We start from the raw sequence: 26,108 nt of genomic DNA on the forward strand, positions 1-26,108 counted from the left end.
TCTTATGCGCCCATTCCGCCGCGACGCCAAAGCCATCGACTCGACCGGCCGGACGGGGCCGATCGACAAGAATGCGCCTCTCCAGGTCATGCTCACCGAATACGAGTGGCTTCGCCAGGAAAGCCTGAATGCCATCAACAACCGGGTGATCATCGCCAACTTCATGTTCGGCGCCGTCGCTCTGATCACCGCCGCCCTCGTGAGTATCGAGTCGCCCAGCCTGCTGACGGGAATCACTGGAGTGATCTTCGTTCCGCAGATAGCCAAGGTCGGATTGATGATCTGGCTGGGCGAGTACAACCGCTCTCAGCGCGCCGGGAAGTGGCTGTCCGACCTGGAGAAGCGGATCAACCGAGCGGCGGGCCTCGAAAGGGCGATGTACTGGGAGAGCGCCCTGATCGGCAATTCCGTGCACATGACCTACCCCTACCTGTCCGTCGTGCTGCTCCTCCTCGGCACCGGTTGGGCGGCCACCGTCACCGGGTTCACCATTCTCATCGCCCTGCTGCGTGACCTGGCGACACAACTTCCGTGGCTCCCGATCCTGATCGTCCTGGCATTGCTCACCCTGGTTACGGAGGCGTGGTTCATCCGCTTCTTCAGGGCGAAATGGAAGAAGATCCGGACCGACTATTCGAAGGACGGTCCTTCCATCTGGCTCATCTGAGTACCCGTCGGGCCAGACCGTTGGATCCCTCCAACTGCTGGAGCCGTACCGACCGGCGCCGCGACTGCTCGCGGCGGGTGCTGATGGAAGGCCACTACGCTGTCCGGCACGACGGCAGCACGGCCGTCCTCTATCAACCGAACGCCCGACCGACTCCCTTTCCACCATCCACTGGACCCCGGTCAGGAGGCTCCGGCCGCGCTCATGACGGCCCGGGCGATCTGGTTTCGCACGGGCCGGGGGGTGGACGGCAGGAGGTCGGCCAGGTCGGTGCGGTGGGCCTGGAGGTATCCGGCGCCGAGGTTGGAGAACAGCGAGAGCGTGTGGGTGATCTGGTACGGCTCCAGGCCGCTCCCGGCCAGCACCTCCCGCATCGTCGACAGCGAGACCGGCTGGTAGCCGACCGGCCGGTCCAGCACGTCGCTCAGCACCTCGGCGATGTCCTGCCCGCCGACCGCCTCGACGCCTTCCAGCTCGTACGTCCTGCCCGCGTGGCGGCTGCGGCGGCCCGCGGCCAGGTCGCGCCCGCTCTCCGCGGCGACCCGGACGGCGACGTCGGCCAGGTCCTCCTTCGCCACGACCGACACGCTTCCGCCGCCGAACGGCGCGGCGAAGACGCCGGTCTCACCGGCCGACGCGGCGGCGGCCGCGGCCAGCCCGACCGGGACCTCGGTGTAGAGCCCGTTGCGCAGGACCGTCACCTCGAACGAGGCGGCGGCCAGGCGCGCTTCGGTCCAGCGGTGCGGCAGCGCGATCGTCATCAGGTCGCCCGAGCCCGCCAGGCTGGTGTAGACGACGTGCCGGACGCCCGCCGCCTCCGCCGCGTCCACCACGGCGCCATGACGGGCGAGCACCACGTCGTCCTCGGCGTATCCGGCCGAGACGAACACGAGGACGTCCACGTCCCGGAATCCGCCGGCGAGCGACGCCGGGTCGTCGAAGTCGATCCGGCGCGCGTTCACTCCGTCACCCGAGCGGGTGCCGCCGACCACCTCCAGATCGTCCTCGCCGGAGAGACCGCGCAGGATCAGGCCGCCGAGGCCGCCGGAGACACCGGTGACGAGAATCATTTGACGCTCCTAGGTGTTGATGCAGATCAGTGTTGATGCGGATCGGGAACGCATCGATCATCCACACCGGACGAACGGCCCGTAAGGAGGCACTTTCGTGTCAGCCACGAACACGGCGGTAAGCCCACAGGTCACTGGCCCGTGCGGCGATGACGACTGCGGGATCCGCGACGTGCTCGACCGGCTCGGCGATCGCTGGACCGTGCTGGTCCTCGTCGAGTTGTCCAAGGGGACGCGCCGCTTCCGGGAGCTGGAACGGGCGATCCCCGGCATCTCCCAGCGGATGCTCACGCTGACGACCAAACGGCTGTGCCGGGACGGACTGGTCGAACGGACCGTCTACCCCACCATCCCCCCGCAGACCGACTACCGGCTCACCCCGATGGGCGAGAGCCTGGCGGGCATGGTGTCCGCGCTGGCCGACTGGTCCCGCGACCACAAGGACGCCATCACCACCGCCCGCGGCGCCTGGGACCGGGACCACCTGTAGCCCGCCGAGCGGGAGCGTACCGGCACGAGGCGCAGCGCCGCCCTCTCCCGCCTGGACCCGGCCCGCGGGAAGAGGCGGGCGCGTGGGTCGAGCGCACCAGGAGCAACCGGGCAGGCCGCATCGACTCCCTGCGGGCCCATCTCGACGGCGGCGCCGCCGAGCCCGACCACGCGGCCCTGCACCAGCTCTAGGCCTGAGCGGCGTCAAGGGAAGCTCACCCACGGACTAAGCTGTAGGGGAACGATCCCTAACATCGATCAGGGAACGCCCGCCAACGGGTGCCGCGTGAGGAGCAACCATGCAACGACCTGCCGCTGAGACCAGGGACCACGTGCTCCGCGTGGCCGGCGGGCTGTTCTACTGGAAGAGCATCCGGGCCACCGGCGTCGACCTGGTCGCGACGGAGGCCGGCGTCGCGCCGACGACCCTGTACCGCTTGTTCGCCTCCAAGGACGGCCTCGTGGGCGCGTACGTCGAACACGCCGCCGGGGAGTTCCGCGAGACGTTCGCGGAGGCGGTCGCGGCCGCCGGCCCCGACCCGCGCGAGCAGATCCTGGCGGTCTTCGACACGGTGTACGGGCAGGTCGCCTCCGAGCAGTTCCGCGGCTGCGCGCTGCAGATGACGCTGGCCGAGTTCCCCGACCGCGACCTGCCCGCGCACCGCAACGCGGTCGCGGCCAAAGCCTGGTTCCGCGAGAGCATCGGCGAGCTGACCGCCCGGCTCGGGGTCCGCGACCCGGCCGCTCTGGCCGACCACCTCACGCTGGTCTTCGAAGGGCTGAACGCCTCCGGCCAGTCCCTCGGCCCCGAGGGCCCCGCCAAACGGGCGCGCGGCCTGGTCGAGGTGCTCTTGACAGCCGCGCTCGCCTGACGGTCATACCTGGAACATACCCACCGCGATCACACTGGCGATCGGAGGTGCACGATGTTCCAACTGTTGGGGCGCCTGTCGGTGGTCGACGGCGGGGGCCGCGCGATCGACGTCCGGGCCGCGAAGCAGCAGGCCATCCTCGCCGTTCTCATGCTGCGGCCGGGCGGAGTGGTCAGCGTGGATCGACTGATGACGGAGCTCTGGCCGGACAGGCCACCGGCCACGGCCAAGGCGAGCCTGCAGACGTACGTATACCGCCTGCGACGCACGCTGGCGCCGCTCGCCGCCCACGGTGTCACCCTGAACACCCACGGGCACGGCTACACCCTCATCGTCCCCGATCGAGCCGTCGACATCAGGGCGTTCGAGCAGCACTTCTCCCGGGGAACGGACGCCCTGACCGCGGGCAGCCCCGCGGTGGCGGCCGTTCTGCTGCGGGAGGCGCTGGACATGTGGCGCGGCCCGCTGGCGCCGGAGATCGACGTCGAAACCGTCCGCTGTGAGCGCCGCCGTCTGGACGCGGTGCACCTGACCGCGTCCGAGCTCTGGGTGGAAGCCGAACTGCGGCTCGGCCTCCACAACCGGGTCATCCCGGAACTGGAACGCCTCGTCGAGGCCCACCCTCTCCGTGAGTCACTGTGGGGGATGCTGCTGCGTGCCCTGGCCGGGCTCGGCCGCCGTGCCGAAGCGCTCGCCGCCTACCGGCGCATGCGCGACATCCTGAGCACGGAACTCGGCGTCGAACCGGCCGACCACCTACGCCGGCAGCATCAGGACATACTCCGGGGCGCGTCGTTCTGACACCGCCCGCTCGTACCAGGGTGCCCTCTGGCCGGAGCCTGCCAGAGGGCCGTCCCTTTACTAACCTAGGCGCATCGCTTTCGCCAGTAGACCGAGCAGTCGCTCCGCCAGCATTTGTAGTAGGCACAACAAATGCTGCCGGTGCAGGTCGTGTGGTCGATGATGCAACGAGCAGTACAGGCGGCCTGCGCGTCACCCGCCGGTACGGCGAAGGCGACGATCCGGTCCGCCAAGGCGGTGATGTACTTCATCGGTCCCACCTCTTCTCCGGGGAGTTACTCGCACAGGGTGACCGTGCGGTAGCTGCAGTCACGGTTGTAGCACCGCATCTTGTAGCAGCCGGTGTTCGGGTCGTAGCTGATCTGCACGCACCTCGGGGTGCACGCCGCGTCAGCCTTGGCCGTGGGAATCAACCGGTCGATGAGCTTGTCCAGCATTCTGTCTTCACCTCCTTCGATGCCTCGGGTCCACTGGGCGCGGATTCGTGATATCCGCGGGCTTGGAGGCGGAAGAGGCGCGCATAGGTGCCGTTCACCGCCATGAGGTCGTCGTGACTTCCCCGCTCGGCGACGCCGCCGTCCTTGAGGACGACGATCAGGTCGGCGTCCCGCACCGTGTTCAGCCGGTGGGAGATGAGCAGACTGGTCTGGCCGGCGCGGTGGAGGCGCATCCGGGCGTGCACGTCGGCCTCGGCCTCGGGATCGAGGCCGGAGCTCGGCTCGTCCAGGATCATCAGGTCACGGTCGTCCCGGAGGAAGGCCCTGGCCAGGGCGGTTCGCTGCCACTGGCCGCCGGAGAGCACGACGCCCGTCGAGGAGTCCTCGCGGTCCTCCTCGCTGGCGAACATCCGGGTGAGCAGCGTGTCGTAGCCGCGGGGAAGGGCCGCCAGCAGCTCGTCCACCCCGGCCTTCCGCGCGGCGGCGCGGATCCGGTTCAGGTCGTCACGGGCGTCCACGTCTCCCACACCGATGTTGTCGCGGGCGGAGAAGTCGTAGGTCATGTGGTCCTGGAAGACGCCGCTGATCCGTTCCCGCAGCGCCTCCGGCCGGACGTCGCGCAGGTCGGCCCCGTCCCAGAGGATCGCTCCCCGGCTCGGGTCGTAGAACCGGCAGAGCAGTTTGACGAGCGTGCTCTTGCCCGCGCCGTTGAGCCCGACCAGCGCCACGGCCGCGCCGTACGGGATGAACAGGTCGACGCCGCGCAGGATCCAGGGATGGTCGTCGCTGTAGCGGAACCACACGTCGCGCAGCTCGATCCCCCGGCGCAGCCGCGGCAGCGGCGCGGGGTCGGCAGGCACGACGAGGTCGGGCTCGGCCCTGATGACCGCCACGTAGTGGCCGAAGAGCCGCAGGTTGTGGTCGGTCGTCGCGATGCCGCTGACCAGGGTGTCGAGCCCGCCCTGGACGGCGACGACGGCGATGGTGAACATCGACACGTCCCCGACGGTGAGCGTGCCGGTCCGGGCCGCGGCGATGGCCCACACGAGCCCGCCTCCGGCCACCACGGCGGACAGCAGGGCGAGCAGCCCCTCGGCCGACAGCTCCTTGCGGTCCATCCGCCGCTTGGCCTCGTGAGTCGTCGACAGCTCGGCCATGAGGCGGCCGCGCAGGAACCCGCCCAGGTTGAAGAGCCTGATCTCCTTGGCCGCCTCGATCGTGCTGAGCAGAGTGCTGTAGAAGAGCTGCCTTCGCTCCGCCGGACCGATCTCCCACATCAAGGTCGTCCGCCGGCGCGACAGCTTCAGTTGCGCGATGAGTGCCGGTACGGCGGCGCACAGCACGATCAGCGTCATGGCGGGGCTGATCACCAGCAGGGACCCGACGAAGCCGGTAACGGTGACGGCGGAGCGGACCAGGCCGAACGCCTCGGTGACGATGCCGTCGGCCCTGGACGTCCCGTCCTCGGCCAGGCGCAGCCGGTCCAGGAAGCGCGAATCCTCGAAGGGCCGGAGCCCGGGAAATCGCGCCGTCGCGGCGAAGAGCCGGTCCGTCGTGGTGGCCGTCATGGCGCGGCCGATCTGGCTGCCCAGATAGCGCGAGCAGTGCGGCAGGATCGCGGCGACCACCCCGGTGCCGGCCAGCCCCGCGGCCAGGGCCAGCAGCTCGGCCAGGGAGGCCGCCCCGGTGAGGCCGTCGATGACCAGTTTGGTCAGCCACGCCACCGCGACCGGCGCCGTGGCCATGCCCAGCAGGGTGACCCCGTACCCGATCATGGGGGCGGCGGCGCCGCTCCAGCCGGTCGCCGCGGCCTCACGCGCCGAGGCGGACAGGCGCACCCCGTCAACGGCCATGCTGCAGCTCCAGCTTCCTGACGGTGACGGCATGGAGATCGTCGGCGTGGAAGAAGCCGTGCTCGCGGGAGTCGAAACTGACCTCGGTGTTGTCACCGATCAGGACGAACCGCCCGGCCGGCACGACGTCGTCGGCGACCACCCGCCGCACCTGCTCCGGAACCGGATCGCCGGGCACGGCCGCGACACGTTTGATCAGGAAGCCGCTACCGTCCGGGCGAGGACTCGCCACGACGGCGATCTGCCCGTTGCGCAACGCCGCCAGCTCCGTACGCCGGGACAGCACCCGGTCCCCGTGGGTCAGCGTCGGGGCCATGCTGCTGCCGTGGACGCGGATCACCACGTACGTCGCGCGCAGCCGTACAGCCAGCAGGGCCAGCCCCGCGACGCCGCAGGCCGCCACCACGAGCGCCCGCCTCACGGCGCCGTGACCTCGTCGGGCATGATGTGGCCGCTGCTGACGACCGTGTCCCCGGCGCCGATCGTGATGACCGTCGGGTACCCGCTGACCTTGAACGCCCTCTGCAGAGGGCCCTGGGGCGCCTCCTTGACGACCTGCGCCACCTGCGCGAGCCGTTCGACGTCGGCTTCCGGGTTCTCGGAGGGGCCGGCGACGACCACGGCGAGGACACCGTCCGACGTGCCGCGCGCCCGCTCCACGAAGAGCGGCAGCAGGTCCTTGCAGGGCTGGCAGCCCTGGGAGAAGAAGCCGACCAGCGCGGGCGCGCCCAGGAGTTCACCGGAGATCGGCTCGCCGCTCGTGGTCATGGCGGCGAACTCCGGGACCCTTTCGCCGGGCAGGAGCCCCTCCGCCGGCATCGACGGCGAGCTCTCCCTGCGCAGCCGGCGGATCACGCCGATGGTCAGCAGCATGTTCACCATGCACAGGAGACCGATCAGCACGACCGCGGCGATCAGGTACTGCATCACACACTCCCCGTTCTGTTCATGAACAACCCGGCGATGTCGTCGAAGGCGACGAGCACGACCGCCCCCACCAGCCCGGCCGGTATCGCCACCGCCAGCGCCGCCGCGGCCGGTGGCCCGCTCGTCAAGGTCAGCGCCATCCCGCCCAGCGCCACCACCACCAGCAGCAGCGCGTTCCGCACCAGGTGGACCCAGCCGAGCGAGACCACGGACGGGCCGAAGCAGCGGCAGGACACCCGCGCGCCCCGCCGGGCGCTCACGGCGATCACCACACTGAACGCGCCGAGCATGATCCCGCCGAGGACCAGCCCGATCTCCGGGATCACCATGAGAGCGACCGTCGCCGCCTCACCCGCCGCCACCACCGCGGCCACCGGAAGGCGCAGCCGCTCCGGCACCATCACCAGGGTCGACGCGAACGAGCGCAGGTCCGCGCGGCTGCGCAGCTTGGTGAACGCGGCGACGGCGAACACGGACCCGATCAGGACCTGGCACGCGACAAGCAGGAGATCCACGCCTCGGATGCTTCCCGGCCCCGCTAGCCCGCCCCTAGCGCGCCACTAGCCCGCATGCGCCAGAGGGGTCCCAGCCCCCTCCCCGAGCGTCGTCAGCCGCGCAGGCCGCGATAGCGAGCCTGGTCCAGCGGCAGTTCCTGCCCCGTGGCGAGCTTGAGCGCCACGTCAGCCACCAGTGCGGGCACCTCTGGATGAACATGCGCGAGGTGAGGCGGCACCCACGAACGATCGTGCAGCCGAGGATGCCCGGGCTGCGAGGACAACGCCGTGAGCACGAAGACCAACGGCGCCCAGATGGTCCGGAACCTCAGCCCGATCCGGTGACCCGTCATGTCGTCGACCATGTGGATCTGGAACAGGTCGGCAGCGTCCATGTCGCAGAACTCGGCCCTCCCCCAGGCGAAATGCGCCCAGGTGTCGGGGTGCGTGAAGTGGGCGCCGTGCGTGGTGACCGTCAGCGGCCCGGCGCCGTCGATCACCCACTGTCCCTGCGCCTCCGCCCTCGCCTTGCTCTTCCTCATCGCGTTGGCGGCCTCGTTGATCGCGTGCGCGGCGACGACGAAGGAGAGCGACCCGAAGGCGAACATGTTGTCCCGCCTGTACGCGACAGCGCTCTGCGGCTTCCAGGTGTGGCGCTGCGCCGGCCCCACGAGGAGAGCCCGCTCCCCGGGTGCCAGGCGTGCGGGGCTCGGGACGAAGGGGCGCGACGTCAGCTCCTCCGTCGTCCTGGCGGCCAGGATTCCGCAGAGGAATCCCCAGTCCTGGTAACTGATGACGGGCGGCGGAGGCACGGGGCGCACAGGGGTCCTGCCTGAGGGGTCACACGGGACGGATGGCGTGATCATACCGACCCACCGGTACGAGCGACAGAGCCATCCCGGCCTGGACATCGACATGGCCGAATGCCCGCTGATCACTTGGAGCCTTCGGACTATGATGGCGCCCGCACGGCATAAAGTGCCGTGAATCATCTATTCTCGCGACCACTTCATTTGAGGGCGCCGCATTTCCGGCCTGACGGAGACGGAACTGGGCCTTATGTTTGCCGGACATCGGCAGTCGCCTTCTCGGATTACAGCAATCGAACGTCGACGTGCTCGTTCGACATGGAGCCTTTTTCATCCTGGGTAAAGGCCCTCCTCGATGAGCTGCAGCACGAGGATTGCTTGCACGAGCGTGGTCGCGCGATGCGGCAGCAGCGCAGCTTGGTCAGTACCTTCCAGGTTTTTCGAGGTGGCGACGGCGCGCTCGCCGATGGCGCGGATGCGGGCATGGGCGTGGTCGACCGCTCGCTGCCGGCGTGACAGCCATCGTCGGTGGCGATGCCGCTTGAACGGCGTGCGGATGGTGCCGCCTGCGCGCCTTGATGGCCCTTGTCGGCGAAGGTCTTGACGCCGGCGCTGGTCAGGGCGTCGATCAGGCATCGTACGAGCGGCGGTCACGTCGTGAACAGCACCCGCACGCGCGGGCGAGGCCCACACCAGCCGGCCCACCGGATGGGCCAGCAGCTGCACGTTCATCCCGTGTTTCTTGTGTTTCCCGCTGTAGTACGGCCGCTCATCGGCGAGGCGGCCGATCGGGATGGGTGTGCCGTCCAGGATGGCGTGGGCCGACCGGCCCGCTCGTGCCGTGGCGGCGTGCACGTCGTCGGCCAGGACGGCCACAAGGTCCACGGCTTCGCGGACGTAGCGCCAGGCGTGCGTAGGTGTCGCCGTTACGCAGATGGGCCAGGACCGGCAGCGCTTGCTGGGCCGGGCCTAACCGCCGCCATCGGCAGCCTCGTTCGGCCCGCTGTGTGCGGACGAGTTCGGCCAGGCGGGCCCGGGTGTGGTTGGGCAGCCGAATCGAGGCACGGTAAGACGCAGCGAGGCTCCCGGTTGGGGCATCGAATCTTGGTCGACTGCTGTCTTACCGGGAGCCTCTTCTCATGCCAACCGGTCCCGACACCGCCCCTGCTGACCTGCGCGATCAGGTTGGAAAGCCTCAGTCATGAACGCCGAAGGCCCGCCGGTGGTCACTGGGGCTCTCATGCGTCCAGCGGAGGGTAACGGCCGTACTTGTCGCTCGACGCGGCCCTGGTCCGGTCATTCGGCATCGACATCCCGTCGGCGACTGGCAGAGAAGCAACACACTTTGGCCGCATTGCCCGTATCGGCATGACAGGTGGAATGGCAGACTGTGCGGGTTCGAGAATCGGCAGGATTCAGGAGTGTGCATGAGAGCGAAGAGAGTTGCCGCAGGCTTGGCCGGAGTACTGATGGTCGGAGCCTTGCTGAGTGGCGCTTCGCCAGCATCGGCCAAGACGGCGGCGACCGGTAACACCGCGGCGTACAAATGTGGTTACAACCACTTCACAGAAACCCCCGACCGGCGGGCGAAGTACAACCACTGCGGCCCGAACAACTCGGTGCAGATCATGGTAGAGAACTCGTTCTGGTGGGACTGCGGACCGTACACCGTCTATCGAGGCGTTACCGATATCGAGGCATGGTGTGGCAACATTCGCACCCTGTACGCGTGGGCCGTGTAACGACGGCCAACGTCCGCGCGACATGGCGGCCTCCCGAGACTCGGGTTGCGTCCACGGGAGTGGTGTACGAGTTTGGCCTGGTCACAGGCGTGGCGCCGTGAAATGAAGACGGCCATCGAGTGATCCTTCGAGTAGCTAGATCAAGATCGAAGGAGAACCAGTCGATGGCCGCAGACAACAGTGTGACGCCCGCGCAGTGGCTCGCGAAGCAGATCGAGACCGACGACCCTGACATGTTGCGATCCATGGTGAAGACCATGGCCGAAGCGTTGATGTCGGCCGAGGCTGACAACCTGTGCGGGGCCGCCTACGGCCAGCGCAGCGACGAGCGGACCAACTCCCGCAACGGCTACCGGGCGCGCGAGTGGGACACCCGCGCAGGAACCATCGAGCTCGCGATTCCGAAGCTGCGGTCCGGCTCCTACTATCCGGACTGGCTGCTGGAGCGACGCCGACGGGCCGAGCAGGCGCTGATCAGCGTGGTCGCCACGTCCTACCTGCTCGGCGTTTCCACCCGGCGGGTGGACAAGCTGGTCGAGCAGCTCGGCATCAAGCACATCTCCAAGAGCCAGGTCTCGCAGATGGCCAAGGTGCTGGATGAGCAGGTCGAGGCGTTCCGCACCCGCGCGCTGGACGCCGGCCCGTACACCTTCGTCTGGCTGGACGCCTTGACCCAGAAGGTGCGTGAGGGCGGTCGCACGATCAACGTGCACGTGTTGGTGGCCACCGGCGTCAACGCCAACGGCCAGCGCGAGGTCCTCGGCCTGGAGGTCACCTCGGCCGAGGACGGTGCCGGCTGGCTGGCGTTCCTGCGCGGCCTGCTCGCCCGGGGCCTGTCCGGCGTTCAGCTGGTCATCTCCGACGCCCACCGCGGCCTGGTCGAGGCCATCGGCGCCGCTCTGCCGGGCGCGTGCTGGCAGCGCTGCCGCACCCACTACCTGCGCAATCTGCTCACCTGCGTACCCAAGTCAGCCCAGCCGTGGGTGGCCACCCTGGTGCGCACCATCTTCGACCAGCCCACCGCCGAGCAGGTGCGCAGCCAGCACGCCTGGGTCATCGAAGCGCTGGAGGCCAAGTACCCGGCCGCTTGTGAGCATCTGGACGCCGCCCGCGAGGACTTGCTGGCCTTCGCCGCCTTCCCGCGTGAGACCTGGCGGCAGATCTGGTCGAATAACCCGCAGGAACGACTGAACAAAGAGATCCGCCGCCGCACCGACGTGGTCGGCATCTTCCCCGACCGGGCCGCCATCATCCGGCTGGTCGGCGCGGTGCTGGCCGAGCAGACCGACGAATGGATCGAAGCCCGACGCTACATGGGCCTGGACATCCTGGCCAAAGCCCGCGTCCGGCTGATCACAAGCGACACACCGACCCCGAACCAACTCCCACAGACACTTACCGCTTAACCTGCAGAAACAGGATCACTCGGAGATCGATTCATACACCACGTCCGTGGACGTGACCGAGACTCGGGGGGGCCGCCATGTCGCGTCATGCACAAGTTTCACCGGGTACGAGTGCGGGTCGCACAGACGTTGGGCGGGTACGGCCGAGGCGCCGATCGGGACTCTGTCCGTGTGGCGGGAGCTTGTTGACGCGGCGCGCTCACGCCCGTGTCCGAGCCATCGCCGCCGCCGATCTGTGGGCTCTGCTGCAGGTGGCGACTGTCACCTGGCGTGAGGACTTTCCCGGGCCTGCCGGGTCGCAGCCCTCACAAGACAAATGGGCACCACGTCGAAGCTCTTGCCCGGGTGTCCGCCCACCCATGGCAGTGCGCTGAACACGCGGGAACTCGTCAATGTCAACGGCGGCCGGACATGCGACGATAGAGCATCATCCGGTCGTTGTGGCCCAGCCAATGGACGGCAACAGGACAAACGGCCTCCTCATACCAGTGCCGCTCCAGCTCATCGAAGAAAGCGCGCAGGGTCTGGTCATGGTGGGGAGGCCGCACCAGCAGGAGACCCCTGTCAGGGTGAGCGCGCACGGCCGCTGGATCAGCTGATGACTCCAACAGCCGGACCCGGCCCCGATCTCCAGCAACTTCCGGTCGCCGATCGCCTCGGCGGTCCAGGACAGGGCCGAAGACGTGACCACTGCCCAACTGTAGATGGCCGACAAGTCCTCACGCCGCAGCATGAGTGAGGCGGCCGGATGCCCCTGCGGCAAGTGATCGAGGATGTCGGGTGAGCTCGTAGTTCTGCAGAACGGCCATCGCCTTGCAGAGCGCGCCTGCCATGTGCGGGCAGCAGCGGAGCTTGCGGAGGATAAGCCAGCTCTTGAGCTGGGCGTTGGCGCGTTCGCCCGGTCCGCGTAGCCGAGCGTGGGAGCGGTTGGCCGGCTTCTGCGACAGGGGCTTGTTGCGGCCCTTGTACGACGTGGCGCTCGCTGAATACCCCGGCCATGCCGACCCGGGGTTCACCCTCCGGGTCTACGCCCACATGATGCCCGGCTCCCACGACCGCGCTCGGAAGGCCATCGACGACCGGCTGTTCCGTCCGCGCGAGGTCTCTCACGGAACAGGCACGGAACAGTGATCATGTAAGACGCCGCCCCAAGACAACCGAACCCCGCTTCCCAGCACCGGAAAGCGGGGTTCTCGCACGTCAGAAGCTACTTGGCCAAGTGTCTGCTGATGACCAGCCGCTGGATCTGATTGGTGCCCTCGAAGATTTGCATGATCTTGGCCTCGCGCATGTACCGCTCCACCCGGAACTCGCGCGTGTACCCGTACCCGCCGAACACCTGCACCGCGTCCGTGGTCACCTTCATGGCCGTGTCGGTGGCCACCAGCTTGGCCACGGACGCCTGCCGGCTGTACGGCAGGCCGGCGTCGCGGCGGCGGGCGGCGTCCAGGTAGGTGGCTCGCGCGCAGTCGACCCCGGCCGCCATGTCGGCCAGCAGGAAGCCGAGGCCCTGGTGGTCGATGATCTTCCTGCCGAACGTCTGCCGCTCCTTCGCGTACGAGACGGCCTCGTCCAGGGCGGCCTGGGCGAGGCCGGTGGCGCAGGCGGCGATGCCGAGGCGTCCGGAGTCGAGGGCGCTGAAGGCGATCTGGAGCCCCTGCCCCTCTTCGCCGAGCAGTCGTTCGTCCTCCAGGAAGGCGCCGTCCCAGTGGGCGCCGGTCGTGGGCACCGCGTGCAGGCCCATCTTCTCCTCGGGGCGCCCGAACGTGAGGCCGTCGGCTGCCCCGGGAGCGAGGAAGCAGGAGATGCTCCGGTCGCCGGTGCGGGCGAAGAGGGCGTAGAAGTCGGCGATGCCGCCATGGGTGATCCACGCCTTGTTGCCGGTGATCCGGTAGCCGCCCTCGACGCGGTCGGCGCGGCAGGTGAGGGCGGCGGCGTCGGAGCCGGCCTGGGGCTCCGACAGGCTGTAGCCGCCGATCAGGCGCCCGGCCAGCATGTCCGGCAGCCATCGCGACCGCTGCTCCGGCGTCCCGTAGGCGAGCACCGGGAAGCAGGCCAGTGTGTGGACGCTGGTGGCCACCGCCACCGAGGCCCACCGGGCGGCGAGTTCCTCGATCACCTGCAGATACACCTCGTACGGCTGCCCGCCGCCGCCGTACTCCTCGGGGTAGGGCAGGCCGAGCAGCCCGGCCTCGCCCAGCGTCGCGAACAGCCCGTGCGGGTACGTCTCGGCGCGTTCGTGCTCGTCGACCCTGCGGGCGAGCTCCTTGTCGGCGATGTCGCGGGTGAGGTCGAGGAGGTCTCGGGCGTCCTGGTCCGGCAGCAGGCGGTCAACGGTCACGGCTACTCCTGGGAAGAGGCGTTCAGGTGCGCGAGGGCCTTGGCCGCCCGCTCGCGGAACTCGGCGACGCGAGCGAGCTTGATGTCCTCGTACCCGCGGATCATCTCCGGCAGCGCGGCGAGGTCGGCCACGGCGTCGGCGGTGCCGGGCGTGAGCCGGTTCAGGGCGTCTCGCATGAGATCACGGTATTCGCTGACCAACTCCCGTTCGACCCGTCGTACGTGGGCGTAGCCGAAGACGTCCAGGGCGGTGCCGCGCAGCACCCGGGCGGCGCGCAGGCCGCGGAAGACGGGCGCGGCCGTGCGGCGCAGGCGGATCTTGCGCTTCATGCCCAGCGCGCGCAGCAGCGGCGGGTGCAGCAGCACCGACACGACGGCGTCCGTGCCGTACTCCTGCTCGCGCCTGGCCTGCTCGGCCGGGTCGAGGTGGAGGCGGGCGACCTCGTACTCGTCCTTGTAGGCCATGAGCTTGTGCAGGCCGCGGGCGTAGGCGAGGCCGATGCGGGCGCCGGCCTCCTCGCCGGCGCGCTCGGTGGCGCGCGCCGTCACGTGGCGGACGTCGTCGGCGTACGTGCGCGCGTAGGTGGCGTTCTGGTAGCCGGTCAGGTCGGCGGTGCGGCGGGCCAGCACCTCCTCCAGGCCCGGTTCGGCGGCCGGAGCCTCGGCCGGGGTGACGACGGTGGCGCGGCCCCAGCGGAAGGCGGCCAGGTTCTGCTCGACGGCGGCCTTGTTGAGCCGGATGGCCTGCTCGATCGAGGCGGCGGAGATCGGGATGCAGCCATGCTGGTACGCGGCGCCGACGAGCACCATGTTGGCCGGCATGTGGTCGTTGAACAGGGATTCGGCCAGGCCGTGCGCGTCCACGTACAGGTTGTCGGCCTGCCGGGTGGCCGACTCGACGCGGGCGAGCGCGCCTTCGGTGGAGCCGAGCCGGTCGCGGCCGGTCACCATGGCGGCGGTGGGCACGACGGTGGTGTTGACCACGGCGATCGTGCGGTCCGGCGCGGCGGCGGCCAGGTTGGCGTCGGCGGCGGCGCCGAGCAGGTCGAAGCCGATGAGCACGTCGGCGCTGCCGTTCGCGGCCCGTACGGAGCCGGTGATCGGGTGCGGGGCGATGCGGATGTCGCTGACGACCGGCCCGCCCTTCTGCGCCAGGCCGGTCTGCTCCAGGCCGGCCGCGTGCAGGCCGTCGAGGTGGGCGGCCATCTGCAGGATCTGCGAGACGGTGACGACCCCGGTCCCCCCGATGCCGGGCATGCGGATCAATGCTGATTTATCTGGGAACTTCGCCACAGGCTCCGGCAGAGACCCCGGCGCCTCCGGCACCGGCCGCTCCCGCTTCGCCGTCCCCGGCTTCACCAGCAGGAACGACGGGCAGTCCCCCTTCAGGCAGCTCAGGTCGGAATTGCAGGACGGCTGGTGAATGCGCGTCTTCCGCCCGAACTCGGTCTCCACGGGCTGCACCGACAGACAGGTGGACACCTCGCCACAGTCGCCGCAACCCTCGCAGACCCGCTCGTTGACGACGACCTTCTCGACGGCGACGGGCAGCTTGCCGCGTTTGCGCAGCCGCCGTTCCTCGGCCGCGCACCGGTCGTCGTGGATCAGCACGGTCACCCCGTCGAGCGCGGCCAGCTCCCGCTCCACGTCGGGGAGGTCGTCGCGGTGCCTGACGGTGGCGATCGGGTCGAGCGTGATGTTCCGGTACGTCTCGGGCTCGGGCGTGGTGACGACGACGCGCCGTACCCCTTCGACGGCGAGCGCCCGCGTCAGCGCGGGCACGTCCAGGCGGCCCTCGGCGCGCTGGCCACCGGTCATGGCGACGGCGTCGTTGTAGAGGAGTTTGTAGGTGATCGTCACCCCGGCGGCGATGGCGGCCCTGATGGCCAGGGAGCCGGAGTGATGGAAGGTGCCGTCACCGAGGTTCTGCACGAAATGCCGGTCCTCGGTGAACGGCGCCAGGCCGATCCACTGGGCTCCCTCGCCGCCCATCTGGGTGATGCCGACCTGGTGACCGCGCCCGTTGCCGTCCAGCGCGATCATCGCGTGGCAGCCGATCCCGACGCCCACCAGGGTGTCGTCGGACGTGCGCGTGGAGGTGTTGTGGGGGCAGCCCGAGCAGAAGTACGGTGTCCGCGCCGCGACGACGGGCAGCAGGGCGCGCCTCTTCACGGAGGAGCCGGCGCCGGCCAGTGTGAGTGCGGTCCGCGGCAGGCGGTCGGGGCCGAGGCAGGCGGCCACGGCGGCGGCGACGGACTCGGCGCCCAGCGTGCCACGCGCGGTGAGCAGCTCGCGCCCGGTCTCGTCGGCGCGCCCGACCACGACCGGCGTCCGCTCCCCGCCGTACAGCGCCTGCTTGAGCAGGCCCTCGATGAACGGCACCTTGTCCTCGACCACGAGCACCCGCTCCAGATCGGAGGTCATGGCGACCAGCTCGGCGGGGTCGAGCGGGAACGGCATCCCGAGCCGGACGAGCCGCACCCCGAGCCCTTCGAGGTCCGCCTCCCGCACCCCGAGGTCGGCCAGCGCCCGCAGGACCACCTGGTACGACGTGCCGGAGGCGACGATGCCCAGCGTGGCGCGCGAGGAGGAGAACATGACCCGGTTCAGCCCGTTCGCCCGCGCGTAGGCGCGGGCCAGGTCGAGCCGCCGGGTGAGCATGTCGTGCTCGGCGTCGAGCGAGGCGGGGCCCACCAGGATCGGCGGCGGCCCGGCGTCGGCGCGCTGCGGCGCGGGGATGCCCGACCGCAGCGCGTCGAGGTCGACGGTCGCCGAGGCGTCGGCCACGTCGGCGAGGATCTTGAGCCCCGTCCACAGTCCGGAGGCCCGCGACAGGGCGACGGCGTGCAGGCCGAACTCGATGATCTCGGCCACGGTGCCCGGCGCGAGCAGCGGCATGGCCAGGCTCTGGCACATCGGCTCGCACGAGCTGGGCACCGTGGAGGACTTGCTGCCCGGGTCGTCGCCGATCCAGGCCACGGCCCCGCCGAGCGCCGCCGTGCCCGCCACGTTCCCGTGCCTGATGGCGTCGGCGGCCCGGTCCAGGCCGGGGTTCTTGCCGTACCAGAAGCCCGTCACGCCGGCGTGGCGGCGGCCGGGGAGCTCGCGCAGGAGCTGGGTGCCGGCGACGGCGGTGGCGGCGAGCTCCTCGTTGAGCCCGGGCTGGAACACCACGCCGGCCTCGTCGAGGAAGCGCCGGGCGCGGCCCATCTCCAGGTCGACCCCGGCGAGCGGGGAGCCCTGGTAGCCGGAGACGAAGACGCGGGTGTCGAGGCCGCGCCCGGTGTCCAGGCGGCGCTGCTCCAGAGTGAGGCGGACCAGGGCCTGGATGCCGGAGATCAGCACCCGGCCGCTCTCGGCGGCGTACCTGTCGTCGAGGGACACGCTCACGCGTACCTCCTGGCGGTCGTGCGGTGGGGACCCCCAGCACAGCAACGCACCCGGGATGAGCGCAAGTATCAGCGGGAAAACCGGGACGAAGACGCAAAGACTTGGAGCGGTAGGCGGGGAATGCATATGTTCTTTGCGGCAAAGGAGGGGGTTCGCGCATGTCAGTCGTGGACGAGATCGATCACCAGGTGCTGCGGCTGCTGCGCGAGGACGGCCGGCGGACGTTCTCGGAGATGGCCGAGCGGATCGGCCTGTCGGTGGCGGCGGTGAAGCGGCGGGTGGACCGGCTGCGGGAGCTGGGCGTGATCACCGGTTTCAGCGTGCAGATCGACTACGCCAAGCTGGGCTGGGGCATCGAGGCGTTCACCGAGCTGCGTTACCCGGGCACGACGCCGGTGAGCGAGATCGTCCGGACGGCGACGGACGTGCCGGAGGTGCAGGCGGTGTTCACGATCGCCGGCGACCCGGACGCGCTCATCCACGTCCGGGTGCGCGATCTGGGCCACCTGCAGCAGGTCATCGACCGGCTGCGCCGCGCGGGCGACGTGACGGGCACCAAGACACTCCTCGTGCTCGGCTCGTGGACCCGCGACGCGCTGGCGTGAGCGGCCCTTGTCGGCACGATTCCCGAATGCCATTCTGGAATCGCTGCCGAAGGAGCGTTCATGGACAAAGAGGCCATCCGCCGCAGGTATCTGGAGGAGCGCAACAAGCGGCTCCGCCCCGATGGCAATGACCAGTACCTACGGCTCACCGGGCAACTCAGTCACTACCTGGACGACCCGTACACCCCGCTGGCCGAACGGGAGCCGAAGCGCGACCACGTGACGGTCGCGTTCATCGGCGGCGGGTTCGCCGGGCTCGTCACCGGGGCGCGGCTGAAGGAGGCCGGCGTCGACGACGTGCGCATCGTCGAGAAGGGCGGCGACTTCGGCGGCACCTGGTACTGGAACCGCTACCCGGGCGCGCAGTGCGACACCGCGTCCTACGTCTACATGCCGCTGCTGGAGGAGACCGGCCACGTCCCCACCGAGAAGTACGCCCACGCGCCGGAGATCCTGGAGCACTGCCAGCGGATCGGCAAGCAGTTCGGGCTGTACGACAACGCGCTGTTCCACACCGAGGTCACGGACCTGACCTGGGACGGTACGCGGTGGATCGTCTCGACGAACCGGGGCGACGCGTTCACCGCCCAGTTCGTGGCGATGGGCGTCGGACCGCTGCACGTGCCGAAGCTACCCGGCATCCCGGGCATCGAGTCGTTCCGCGGGCACTCCTTCCACACGAGCCGGTGGGACTACGCCTACACCGGCGGCGACCCGCTCGGCACGCCGATGGACCGGCTGGCGGACAAGCGTGTGGCGATCATCGGCACCGGCGCGACGGCCGTGCAGTGCGTGCCACACCTGGCCAGGGCGTGCGGCGAGCTGTACGTGTTCCAGCGGACGCCGTCGTCGGTGGACGTGCGGGACAACCGGCCGACCGACCCCGACTGGTTCGCCTCGATCGCGACGCCGGGCTGGCAGCAGCGCTGGCTGGAGAACTTCACCGCCAACCAGACCGGCGCCCTGGAGGAGGACGACCTGGTGATGGACGGCTGGACCGACATCTCCCGCCGCGTCCGCGCCAAGATCGCCGAACTGCCCGCCGAGGAACGCAGCCTGGAACGGATGCTGGAGGCATTCGAGGACTCCGACTTCGAGAAGATGGCCGAGATCAGGGCCCGCGTCGACACGATCGTGGCCGATCCGGAGACCGCCCGGCGCCTGAAGGCGTGGTATCGGCAGCTCTGCAAGCGGCCGTGCTTCCACGACGCGTATCTGCAGGCGTACAACGAGCCGGGCACCCACCTGGTCGACACCGACGGCAAGGGCGTCGAGCGGATCACCGAGGCCGGCGTGGTCGCGGGCGGCCGGGAGTACGAGGTCGACTGCGTCATCTACGCCTCCGGGTTCGAGGTCGGCACCGAGTTCGACCGCCGCGCCGGATACGACCTGACGGGGCGCGACGGCGTCCGGCTGTCGGAGCACTGGGCCGACGGCATGCGCACCCTGCACGGCATCCACGTGCACGGCTTCCCCAACGCCTTCATCGTCCAGCCCACGCAGGGCGCGAACCTGATCTCCAACATCCCGCACAACCTCACCGAGGCCGGCCGCACGATCGCCACGATCGTCAAGCACGCCCTCGACCGGGGGTACGCCCAGGTCGAGGTCACCGGTGAGGCCGAGGACGCCTGGGTGGAGCTGCTGCTGTCGGGCGCGGGCTCCCTGCTGGGGTCGCCCGACTGCACGCCCGGCTACTACAACAACGAGGGCGTGGACCCGGGACGCAAGGGCCGGCTCATGGTCGGGTATCCGCAGGGAGCCATGGCCTACTTCCGCTTCATCGACCAGTGGCGCTCCTCCGGCGACTTCGCTGGACTGGCGTTCCGCTGAGCCACCTCAGGAATGGCCGGCCGTGCGCAGGGGTCCGCTTCGTCGTCGGGGAGGTCGTACCAGTGGATGTCGGCGGGAAAGGGGTCAAGATCGATCACGAGATCGTCCTCAGGGGAGAAGGGCGTGGCTGGGTCGTGATCGACGACACCGCGCGCCGGCGACGCGACCGAAGTCCACGTGCGGGCGCCTGGTCAGATTGAGTCCCTGGCTCATGAGGGAAACGTACGTCGGCACGGCCCCGTAAGTCAATATTTCCTACTAGCTTTACAGGGATTGTAGCCGCGCGGGCGGGAACGGGTTGTCGGGCAGGAGGATGACCCGGCGGCCGTCCTGCGGGTGCAGCGCGGCGTCCAGGTGCAGCAGGGCCGCGCCGATGCCCGCCGCGCCGACCATGTAGCCGGTGTCGGCGGTCAGCTCGCCCGGCCGCAGCCGCCGGTAGGCCTGATACCAGCGCAGGCCCCGGCCGTCCGCGCCGTCGGCCGTGCCGATCAGGTGGTCGGCGAGCGCGCCGGCGTGTTCCAGGTACGCCTCGCACCCCGAGGCCGACCACAGGCCGACGAACAACTCCAGCAGCCCGGCGGCTCCGCAGCATTGGCACGCCACGTTCCAGAACCCGGGCGTGCGCCGGTGCGGAACCTCGCTCTCGATGACGCCGAGCGCCAGCCGCTCCACCCAGTCGAGGTCGCCCGGGTCGCCGGCCACCCGGTGGAGCTCGTGGAACATCCGCGCCACGCCCGCCGAGCCGGAGCAGAACCCCAGATAGTGCAGCTCGCGCGCCTGCGGCACGTGATGCGGCACCACGGCGCACCGCCCCGCGACCACGCTCACCTCCCGGACGAACCCGGCTCCGCGCCGCGCCGCCTCCAGGAACCGCGGGTCACCCGTCGCCCCGTAGAGCCTGGCCAGCAGGAAGGCGGTGCCGGCCGTGCCGGCCAGGAACCCGGGGGCCACGGCGTCCTCCGGCAGCGCCGCCCGGTCGCCGCCGGAGCGGACGGCAGGCGGTGCCGCCTCGTCGCCGCCGGGGAAGCCGGCGGCCGGTGGGGCGCCGAAGCGGTGGCCCGGGACGGCCAGCGCGGCGATACGCCCGCCCGCCTCCAGCGCCACCTCCTCGCAGGCCCGCACGCCGAGCGCGGTGGCCGCCCGCAGCAGGCCGAGCACGATGCCGCCGTCACCCCGCTGGGCAGGGTCGCCCGTCCACCCGGGGCCGCCGGGCAGCGGGCGGGCGGCGGCGGCGATCCGGGCGGCGGCGGTCGCGGCCTCCTCCTCGAACCCGGCGTCGCCGAGCGCCCAGCCCGCCTCCGCGAGCGCGACCACCGTGCCGGCCAGGCCGTGGTAGAGCGTGAGATCCGCCTGGTCGCGCCAGGTGGCCACCAGATAGCGGGCTCCGGCTCGGGCGTCCTCCAAGTACGCCTCGTCGCCGGTGGCGGCGGCCAGTTCGAGGAAGAAGAGCACGATGCCCGCCGCCCCGGCATACAGGGAGGCGGGCTCGGCGGGGACGGCGGCGCGGCCGCCGTGGTCGGGGTTGGCCGCCCAGTGGCGCCGGCTGCCGTCGTCGACGGCAGCCGACCGGATCCACCGTGCCGCCTCGATCGCGGCGTCCAGGGGCGTGTGCGCGCGGGTCGTGTCCGAGCCCATGCGCTCAGTATCCCACAGGGTTGGTAGGGAATTCGGTTCGATGTTATCGCTAACATTCGGTGCCGGGAAAGGCGGGACTTTCCCGGCGCACGGTGGCTATCTGTAGGTGATGTCGGACGAGGAGTAGAGGCAGTTGACGCCGTCCGCGCCCTCGCCGATCTTGCTGGGCTCGCCGCCCTTCGGCACGCCCTTGTACTTCTCGCAGATGGTGGCGCTGCCGTACACGGTGATGCGGCTGAACCTGGCGGTGTCGCCCCAGTTGGTGTTGATCCCGGCCAGGACCTTCGTGGAGCGGGCGGTGACGCCGTCCATGACCACGTGACGCTGGTAGGAGCTGGAGCAGTTGCCGCAGGCGCGGTAGAGCTTGCCGGCGTTGTGCACCTGGAAGTCGCGGATGGTCAGCGTGCCGGCGCCGTTGTGCTGGAACACCTTGTCCGAGGCCGACTTGGCGCCGCCGCCCTCGACCAGGTAGCGGGCCGAGGAACTGGAACTGCGGAAGGTGGCGGCGTCCTCGCCGACGTCGTTCCACCACACGTTGCGGATCGTGCACGAGCCCTCGCAGTGGATGCCGTCACCGGCCGGCGCGTCGATGATCACGTTCTGGATCGTGCCGCCGTTGGCCACCACGAACATCGGGTCCTGGCTCTCGCCCTGGCCACCGTCACCGATGCCGTAGTAGCGCTTCATCCCACCGTCGAAGAACGAGCCCACATCACGCGTCTCCGTCTGATGCACGCTGCCGGTGTCGGACGGCCACGAACCGCTGCCGTCACCACCGCCACCGCCGCCGCCCGAGCCCAGTTTGACGAGCTGCCACTGCTGGTTGGCGCCGTTCAGGTCGTCCCACTGGGAGATCCGGGCGCCGTCACCGGTGGCCCACTCCCAGGTCTCCAGAGCCTTGCCGCTGTGCCGGTTGATCAGGCGTACGTGCCCGCCGTCGGAGTCGGCCAGGCGGAACTGCTGGTTCCAGCCGTTGGTGTCGGCCCACTGGACGATCTCGGCGCCGCCTTCGGCGTTCCACTCGTAGACGTCGAGCACCTTGCCGCTGTGCCGGGACTTCAGCCGGTAGTAGCCGTCGCCGGAGCTGACGAACTGCCACTGCTGCTGGTTGCCGTCGTTGCGGGCCCACTGGACGATCGGGGCGCCGTCACCGGTGGCGAAGTTGTACAGGTCCAGGGCCTTGCCGCTGTGCCGGTTGACCAGCACGTACCAGGCACCGGTGTCGACGCTGGCGGCCTGCGCGGCAGGCTGGACGGCGACCGCGCCCGCCAGTGCCGTCACCACGGCGGTGACGGTCAGCGACAGGCGGCGTAAGAATTGACGTAACACGTCCGCTCCTTCGGGTAAGCGCTTTCCCTGATTGATCCCACGACGGTGCCGGGGCGTCAACCAGCGGGCTCGTCCCTCAGTGGTGACCTGCGGCGATCCGCTGAAAGTTTCAGCCCGGGAAGTCCAGGACCAGGAACTCGTACTCGCCCTCGGAAGCCTGCTTGAAGGTCTGGTCGCCGTCGTGGTCGATGAAGACCGTCAGGTACAGGTCGTCCCGCTGATCCGACACGGGGATCTGCGCGCCGTCCTTGAAGATCGCGGAGAACAGCACCTTGTCCTGGGCGTCCGAGTGGTGGGCCACGCGGTCGCCGATCAGGTAGTTGTGGCCCTGGTTGTTGAGGAAGAGGGTGCCGGAGCCGTGTTCGTAGTCGGCCATGCCGGTGCCGGGGGCGAAGCAGGGGTGATCGGCCGTCTTGGCGCCGTCGGTGACCTCGAAGATCGAGTCGTCGGTCCAGGCGCAGACCTGGACCGCCCGATCCTTGGCGAGCGTGGGGACGCGCAGCTCGAACGGAGCCGCCTGCAGGGTGACCTTGGTGACCGGGTCGTCCAGGTCGGTGAGGGTCAGCGGGGCGGCCGCGCCGTTCTGCCAGAACTCCAGGCCGAGCCGCGGCGACCGCGCCACCACGTTGCCCGCCGACGCGGACGCCGACGTGGACGCCGATGCCGACGTGGTGACGGTGGTCGTCGGGTCCTGGGCGCCCGCCAGGTTGGCCAGCACGACGGCGACCCCGGCCAGCACGGCGACCGTGCCCGCCACCGCGCCCACCACCAGCCCCCGGCGCGCCCTGCCCGGTCGCGTGGACGGCCCCACCGCCTCCCACGTCCCAGGAGTCACGCCGGGGGCCGGAGTCCCTGCCGGCGCGGGAGGCGGGACCGGGACCGGACGGCCCATCGGCAAGGGGGTTCCGGCAGGGTCGGTGCCGCGGTTCATCAGGCTCATCAGCAGCTGGGCGGCCGTGGGCCGGCGGGCCGGGTCCTTGTGCAGGCAGGCGGCCACGTAATGGCGCAGCGGATCGGCCAGGCGGCCGAGGTCGGGCTCCGCGTTGAGGATCCGGTTGATCACCGCGGGCAGCGGCTCGTGCCCGAACGGCGGCCGGCCGTTGGCCGCGTACGCGATCGTGCACGCCCATGCGAACAGGTCCAGCTCCGGCCCCGCCGGGTGCCCGGACAACTGCTCCGGCGACATGTACGAGGGCGTGCCCACGACGCCGCTGGCCGGGCCCGCGGTGGCGTCGAACGGGCGGGCGATGCCGAAGTCGATCACCCGGGGCCCGTCGGCGGCCAGCAGCACGTTGGCTGGCTTGAAGTCGCGGTGCACCACCCCCGCCGCGTGGATGGCGCCCAGCGCGGTCGCGGTCGCGACGGCCAGCCGGTCCAGCTCGGCCCCGGCCAGCACGCCGCGCTCGTGCACCGCCTCCTGCAGCGAGGGCCCGTCGACGTACTCGCTGACCACGTACGGTGGATCGGCGTCGGGATCGGCCGCCAGGACGCGGGCGGTGCAGAACGGCGCCACCCGCTGAAGGGCGGCCAGCTCCCGCGTGAAGTAGCGCCTGGCCTCGGGGTCGTGGTCGAAGCGGGCGTGCAGGAGCTTGACGGCCACCTCCCGCCCGTCGGGGGTCTCGCCGAGGAAGACCGTGCCCTGCCCGCCCTCGCCGAGCCGCCCGCGCAGCGGATGACCGGCGATCTCGCGGGGGTCGTTCGGCCTGAGAGGGCGCGTTCGCCGCTGCGGTACGGGCATGCGTCCGATTGTGCCGGGGTCAGCCGATCCGGCGATAGCCGCGTACGTAGTCGACCGTGAACCGTTTGGGGTACGGGCGCACGCTCGCCACCGGCTCGGGGAACTCGTAGATGCCGAGCATCAGCTGCATCGGATAGGCCGGCGACTGGTTCACCGTCCTGACGTGCCGGCCGTCCACGGAGAAGGAGACCCGGTCCGGCGTCCACTCGACGGCGTACACGTGGAAGTCGCGGGCGTCGATCGGCAGCGTCACCTGCGTGAAGTCGTCGGTGATCGACGGATCGCCGAACGGGTGGACGCCCATGCCCACCCGCGTGGCGTCACGGCCGACGTCACGGCCGAAGATCTCGCACACGCAGATCTCCGCCGACCGCTCCGGCTCGTCCTCGTAGCCGATCATCCACAGGGCCGCCATGCACCGGGGGTCGTCGGTGGTCCTGGCACGCATCTCGATCAGGCCGTACCGAGGGGTGTAGAGCCGCACGTCGCGCTGCGGCTCACGGACCACGGCCCCCGAGCCGCGCCCGTGCTGGCCGATCGTGCTGCCGAGCGGGCCGGCGAACACGCCCGTCTGCAGGGACGACACCCGCAGCGCGCCCTCCAGCTCCGGGCACCACGGCGGCTGGTCCGCCTCGATCAGCAGATCCAGCCGGCCGTCGCCGACGCGATGCCGGGCCGCCGAGGCGTCGCCGGTGGTCCACTGCGGGAGGTAGCGCGGGACCCAGCGGCTCCCGTCCAGCCGGTCGCCGTCGAAGGTGTCCTCGAACTCCAGCTCGTAGCCGTCCATCAGCCTTCATCCGCCGGGTTCGTCCTCAGCACCTTGCCCTTGCGGTCGGCCACCAGGTAGCCGCCGTCGTACGTGTCGCTCAGGTAGACGAGCAGGACCTGCCGGGTGCCGCTGGTGAACGGATAGTCGGTGTCCACGATGAAGTAGCGGGAGGTGGGTTTGGGGACGTTCAGGGCCTTGGGCGCCTTGCGGAACAGGGCGGGGAGCACGCTCCAGTCGTACGACTCCAGGTCCACCGCCGGGGCGGACGAGGTGCCGCCGGGGCCCTGCTTCGCGGCGACGCCGTCGCGGTAGAAGTAACGGTCGTAGGCGCCCTTGCGGCCCTTCACCGGGGCGTCGGCGGAGGCGTAGGTGGGGTAGACGGTCAGGCTGAGGACCTTGGTTCCGCCCATGACGGGCTTCAGGGCCTTGATCATGGCGCGCATGCCTGCCTCGGTGTGCAGGTTGACGCTCTCCGGGTCCTGCTCGGGCGTGGTGGTGGTCTCGTCCGGCGTCTCGTCCGGCTCCGCGGTCTCGTCCGGCTGGGCGAGGTCGCCGGTCGCCCCGGGGGTCTCCCGGGGTTCCCCGCCGAGTGACGGGAGCTGCGTCCACACCACCGCCGCGATCGCCACGACGGCGGCGGCCGACATCGCGGCCACGGCCCTGCCGGTCTTCCGCCGCCTCTTCGGCGCCCCCCATCCCCCAGGCGGATGGGTCATCACACCCCCGTAGGCCTGACCACCCGGATGGGGTGGTGGGCCCGCAGAAGGCTGCCCTCCGAAGGGCGGCCCGCCAATCGGCCGGCCCGGCGGGTGGGTCGGGCCCCCGCCCGCGAGGTGCGCGGGGGGATGCGTCGGGGCGCCCCCGTAGGCCGGGCCGGCCGGATGGGGTGCCGGGCCTGCGAC

The 26,108-nt window shown here is 70.4% G+C and carries 23 protein-coding genes and 2 pseudogenes; 8 read left to right on the top strand and 17 right to left on the bottom strand.

Annotation, left to right across the window (positions count from 1 at the left end; all coding sequences use genetic code 11):
• The first annotated feature begins 4 nt into the window (after positions 1-4).
• Positions 5-667 (top strand): hypothetical protein, encoded by a 663-nt coding sequence (locus ADY59_RS18485; protein ID WP_049563738.1) that lies wholly within the window; start codon positions 5-7, stop codon positions 665-667.
• A gap of 182 nt (positions 668-849) precedes the next feature.
• Here ADY59_RS18485 and ADY59_RS18490 read toward each other — a convergent pair whose 3' ends face one another.
• Positions 850-1,737: an NmrA family NAD(P)-binding protein gene (locus ADY59_RS18490; RefSeq protein WP_049563739.1), complete on the bottom strand. Its 888-nt coding sequence runs from the start codon at positions 1,735-1,737 to the stop codon at positions 850-852.
• Between the two features lie 97 nt (positions 1,738-1,834).
• Between ADY59_RS18490 and ADY59_RS18495 the strand changes: the two genes are divergently transcribed.
• From ADY59_RS18495 to ADY59_RS18505, 3 genes are all read left to right on the top strand, one after another.
• On the top strand, positions 1,835-2,227 hold the full coding sequence (locus tag ADY59_RS18495) for a winged helix-turn-helix transcriptional regulator (protein ID WP_049563740.1): 393 nt from the start codon (positions 1,835-1,837) through the stop codon (positions 2,225-2,227).
• A 298-nt stretch (positions 2,228-2,525) separates the two neighbouring features.
• Entirely contained in the window at positions 2,526-3,098 is a 573-nt protein-coding gene (locus tag ADY59_RS18500; RefSeq protein ID WP_049563741.1) for a TetR/AcrR family transcriptional regulator, read from the top strand.
• A 54-nt stretch (positions 3,099-3,152) separates the two neighbouring features.
• Entirely contained in the window at positions 3,153-3,899 is a 747-nt protein-coding gene (locus ADY59_RS18505) for an AfsR/SARP family transcriptional regulator (protein ID WP_082310201.1), read from the top strand.
• Positions 3,900-3,964: 65 nt separating this feature from the next.
• Here ADY59_RS18505 and ADY59_RS50085 read toward each other — a convergent pair whose 3' ends face one another.
• From ADY59_RS50085 to ADY59_RS48790, 8 genes and pseudogenes are all read right to left on the bottom strand, one after another.
• A complete protein-coding gene (locus tag ADY59_RS50085) occupies positions 3,965-4,150 on the bottom strand; it encodes a hypothetical protein (RefSeq protein ID WP_156325580.1) in 186 nt (61 codons plus the stop codon).
• Between the two features lie 24 nt (positions 4,151-4,174).
• Positions 4,175-4,336, bottom strand: a complete 162-nt coding sequence (locus ADY59_RS50090) for a hypothetical protein (protein ID WP_156325581.1) — start codon at positions 4,334-4,336, stop codon at positions 4,175-4,177.
• Positions 4,309-6,189: an ABC transporter ATP-binding protein gene (locus ADY59_RS18510; protein WP_063780698.1), complete on the bottom strand. Its 1,881-nt coding sequence runs from the start codon at positions 6,187-6,189 to the stop codon at positions 4,309-4,311. The genes ADY59_RS50090 and ADY59_RS18510 overlap by 28 nt, the downstream gene beginning before the upstream one ends.
• The gene (locus tag ADY59_RS18515; protein ID WP_049563743.1) at positions 6,179-6,610 is read right to left on the bottom strand and encodes a S26 family signal peptidase; all 432 of its coding nucleotides are present in this window, start codon (positions 6,608-6,610) and stop codon (positions 6,179-6,181) included. The genes ADY59_RS18510 and ADY59_RS18515 overlap by 11 nt, the downstream gene beginning before the upstream one ends.
• Complete coding sequence (locus tag ADY59_RS18520; protein WP_049563744.1) at positions 6,607-7,116, bottom strand: TlpA family protein disulfide reductase; 510 nt, start codon at positions 7,114-7,116, stop codon at positions 6,607-6,609. The genes ADY59_RS18515 and ADY59_RS18520 overlap by 4 nt, the downstream gene beginning before the upstream one ends.
• On the bottom strand, positions 7,116-7,631 hold the full coding sequence (locus ADY59_RS18525) for a MauE/DoxX family redox-associated membrane protein (RefSeq protein WP_049563745.1): 516 nt from the start codon (positions 7,629-7,631) through the stop codon (positions 7,116-7,118). The genes ADY59_RS18520 and ADY59_RS18525 overlap by 1 nt, the downstream gene beginning before the upstream one ends.
• 92 nt (positions 7,632-7,723) lie before the next feature.
• Complete coding sequence (locus ADY59_RS18530; protein WP_049563747.1) at positions 7,724-8,431, bottom strand: hypothetical protein; 708 nt, start codon at positions 8,429-8,431, stop codon at positions 7,724-7,726.
• Between the two features lie 318 nt (positions 8,432-8,749).
• Positions 8,750-9,476, bottom strand: a pseudogene (locus tag ADY59_RS48790) (transposase family protein).
• Positions 9,477-9,846: 370 nt separating this feature from the next.
• Here ADY59_RS48790 and ADY59_RS50095 point away from each other — a divergent pair.
• Together ADY59_RS50095 and ADY59_RS18540 are read left to right on the top strand one after the other, a co-directional pair.
• Complete coding sequence (locus ADY59_RS50095) at positions 9,847-10,161, top strand: DUF6355 family natural product biosynthesis protein (RefSeq protein WP_156325582.1); 315 nt, start codon at positions 9,847-9,849, stop codon at positions 10,159-10,161.
• Between the two features lie 164 nt (positions 10,162-10,325).
• Entirely contained in the window at positions 10,326-11,567 is a 1,242-nt protein-coding gene (locus tag ADY59_RS18540) for an IS256 family transposase (RefSeq protein WP_049563750.1), read from the top strand.
• Between the two features lie 719 nt (positions 11,568-12,286).
• Here ADY59_RS18540 and ADY59_RS48795 read toward each other — a convergent pair.
• From ADY59_RS48795 to ADY59_RS18560, 3 genes and pseudogenes are all read right to left on the bottom strand, one after another.
• A pseudogene (locus ADY59_RS48795) lies at positions 12,287-12,541 on the bottom strand (hypothetical protein); the annotation flags it as partial.
• 233 nt (positions 12,542-12,774) lie between these two features.
• The gene (locus ADY59_RS18555; RefSeq protein ID WP_049563754.1) at positions 12,775-13,908 is read right to left on the bottom strand and encodes an acyl-CoA dehydrogenase family protein; all 1,134 of its coding nucleotides are present in this window, start codon (positions 13,906-13,908) and stop codon (positions 12,775-12,777) included.
• A 2-nt stretch (positions 13,909-13,910) separates the two neighbouring features.
• Positions 13,911-17,297: an indolepyruvate ferredoxin oxidoreductase family protein gene (locus ADY59_RS18560; protein ID WP_231618772.1), complete on the bottom strand. Its 3,387-nt coding sequence runs from the start codon at positions 17,295-17,297 to the stop codon at positions 13,911-13,913.
• Positions 17,298-17,455: 158 nt separating this feature from the next.
• On the opposite strand from ADY59_RS18560, the gene ADY59_RS18565 reads away from it, so the two are divergent.
• The gene (locus ADY59_RS18565; protein WP_049563756.1) at positions 17,456-17,902 is read left to right on the top strand and encodes an Lrp/AsnC family transcriptional regulator; all 447 of its coding nucleotides are present in this window, start codon (positions 17,456-17,458) and stop codon (positions 17,900-17,902) included.
• 60 nt (positions 17,903-17,962) lie between these two features.
• Positions 17,963-19,735, top strand: a complete 1,773-nt coding sequence (locus ADY59_RS18570) for a flavin-containing monooxygenase (RefSeq protein WP_049563758.1) — start codon at positions 17,963-17,965, stop codon at positions 19,733-19,735.
• Positions 19,736-19,999: 264 nt separating this feature from the next.
• On the opposite strand, the gene ADY59_RS18575 is transcribed toward ADY59_RS18570, so the two are convergent.
• The 5 genes from ADY59_RS18575 to ADY59_RS18595 form a co-directional block, all read right to left on the bottom strand.
• Entirely contained in the window at positions 20,000-21,370 is a 1,371-nt protein-coding gene (locus tag ADY59_RS18575; RefSeq protein ID WP_049563761.1) for a lanthionine synthetase LanC family protein, read from the bottom strand.
• Between the two features lie 96 nt (positions 21,371-21,466).
• Positions 21,467-22,699 (bottom strand): pectate lyase, encoded by a 1,233-nt coding sequence (locus tag ADY59_RS18580; RefSeq protein WP_082310205.1) that lies wholly within the window; start codon positions 22,697-22,699, stop codon positions 21,467-21,469.
• A 109-nt stretch (positions 22,700-22,808) separates the two neighbouring features.
• The gene (locus ADY59_RS52605) at positions 22,809-24,437 is read right to left on the bottom strand and encodes a serine/threonine-protein kinase (protein ID WP_053174880.1); all 1,629 of its coding nucleotides are present in this window, start codon (positions 24,435-24,437) and stop codon (positions 22,809-22,811) included.
• Positions 24,438-24,456: 19 nt separating this feature from the next.
• Complete coding sequence (locus tag ADY59_RS18590; RefSeq protein WP_049563763.1) at positions 24,457-25,224, bottom strand: glycoside hydrolase family 16 protein; 768 nt, start codon at positions 25,222-25,224, stop codon at positions 24,457-24,459.
• On the bottom strand, positions 25,224-25,922 hold the full coding sequence (locus tag ADY59_RS18595; RefSeq protein WP_156325584.1) for a hypothetical protein: 699 nt from the start codon (positions 25,920-25,922) through the stop codon (positions 25,224-25,226). Before ADY59_RS18595 ends, ADY59_RS18590 begins: the two co-directional genes overlap by 1 nt.
• Positions 25,923-26,108: the final 186 nt, after the last annotated feature.

The sequence above is a fragment of the Nonomuraea sp. SBT364 genome, from assembly GCF_001083785.1.
GTDB lineage: Bacteria > Actinomycetota > Actinomycetes > Streptosporangiales > Streptosporangiaceae > Nonomuraea.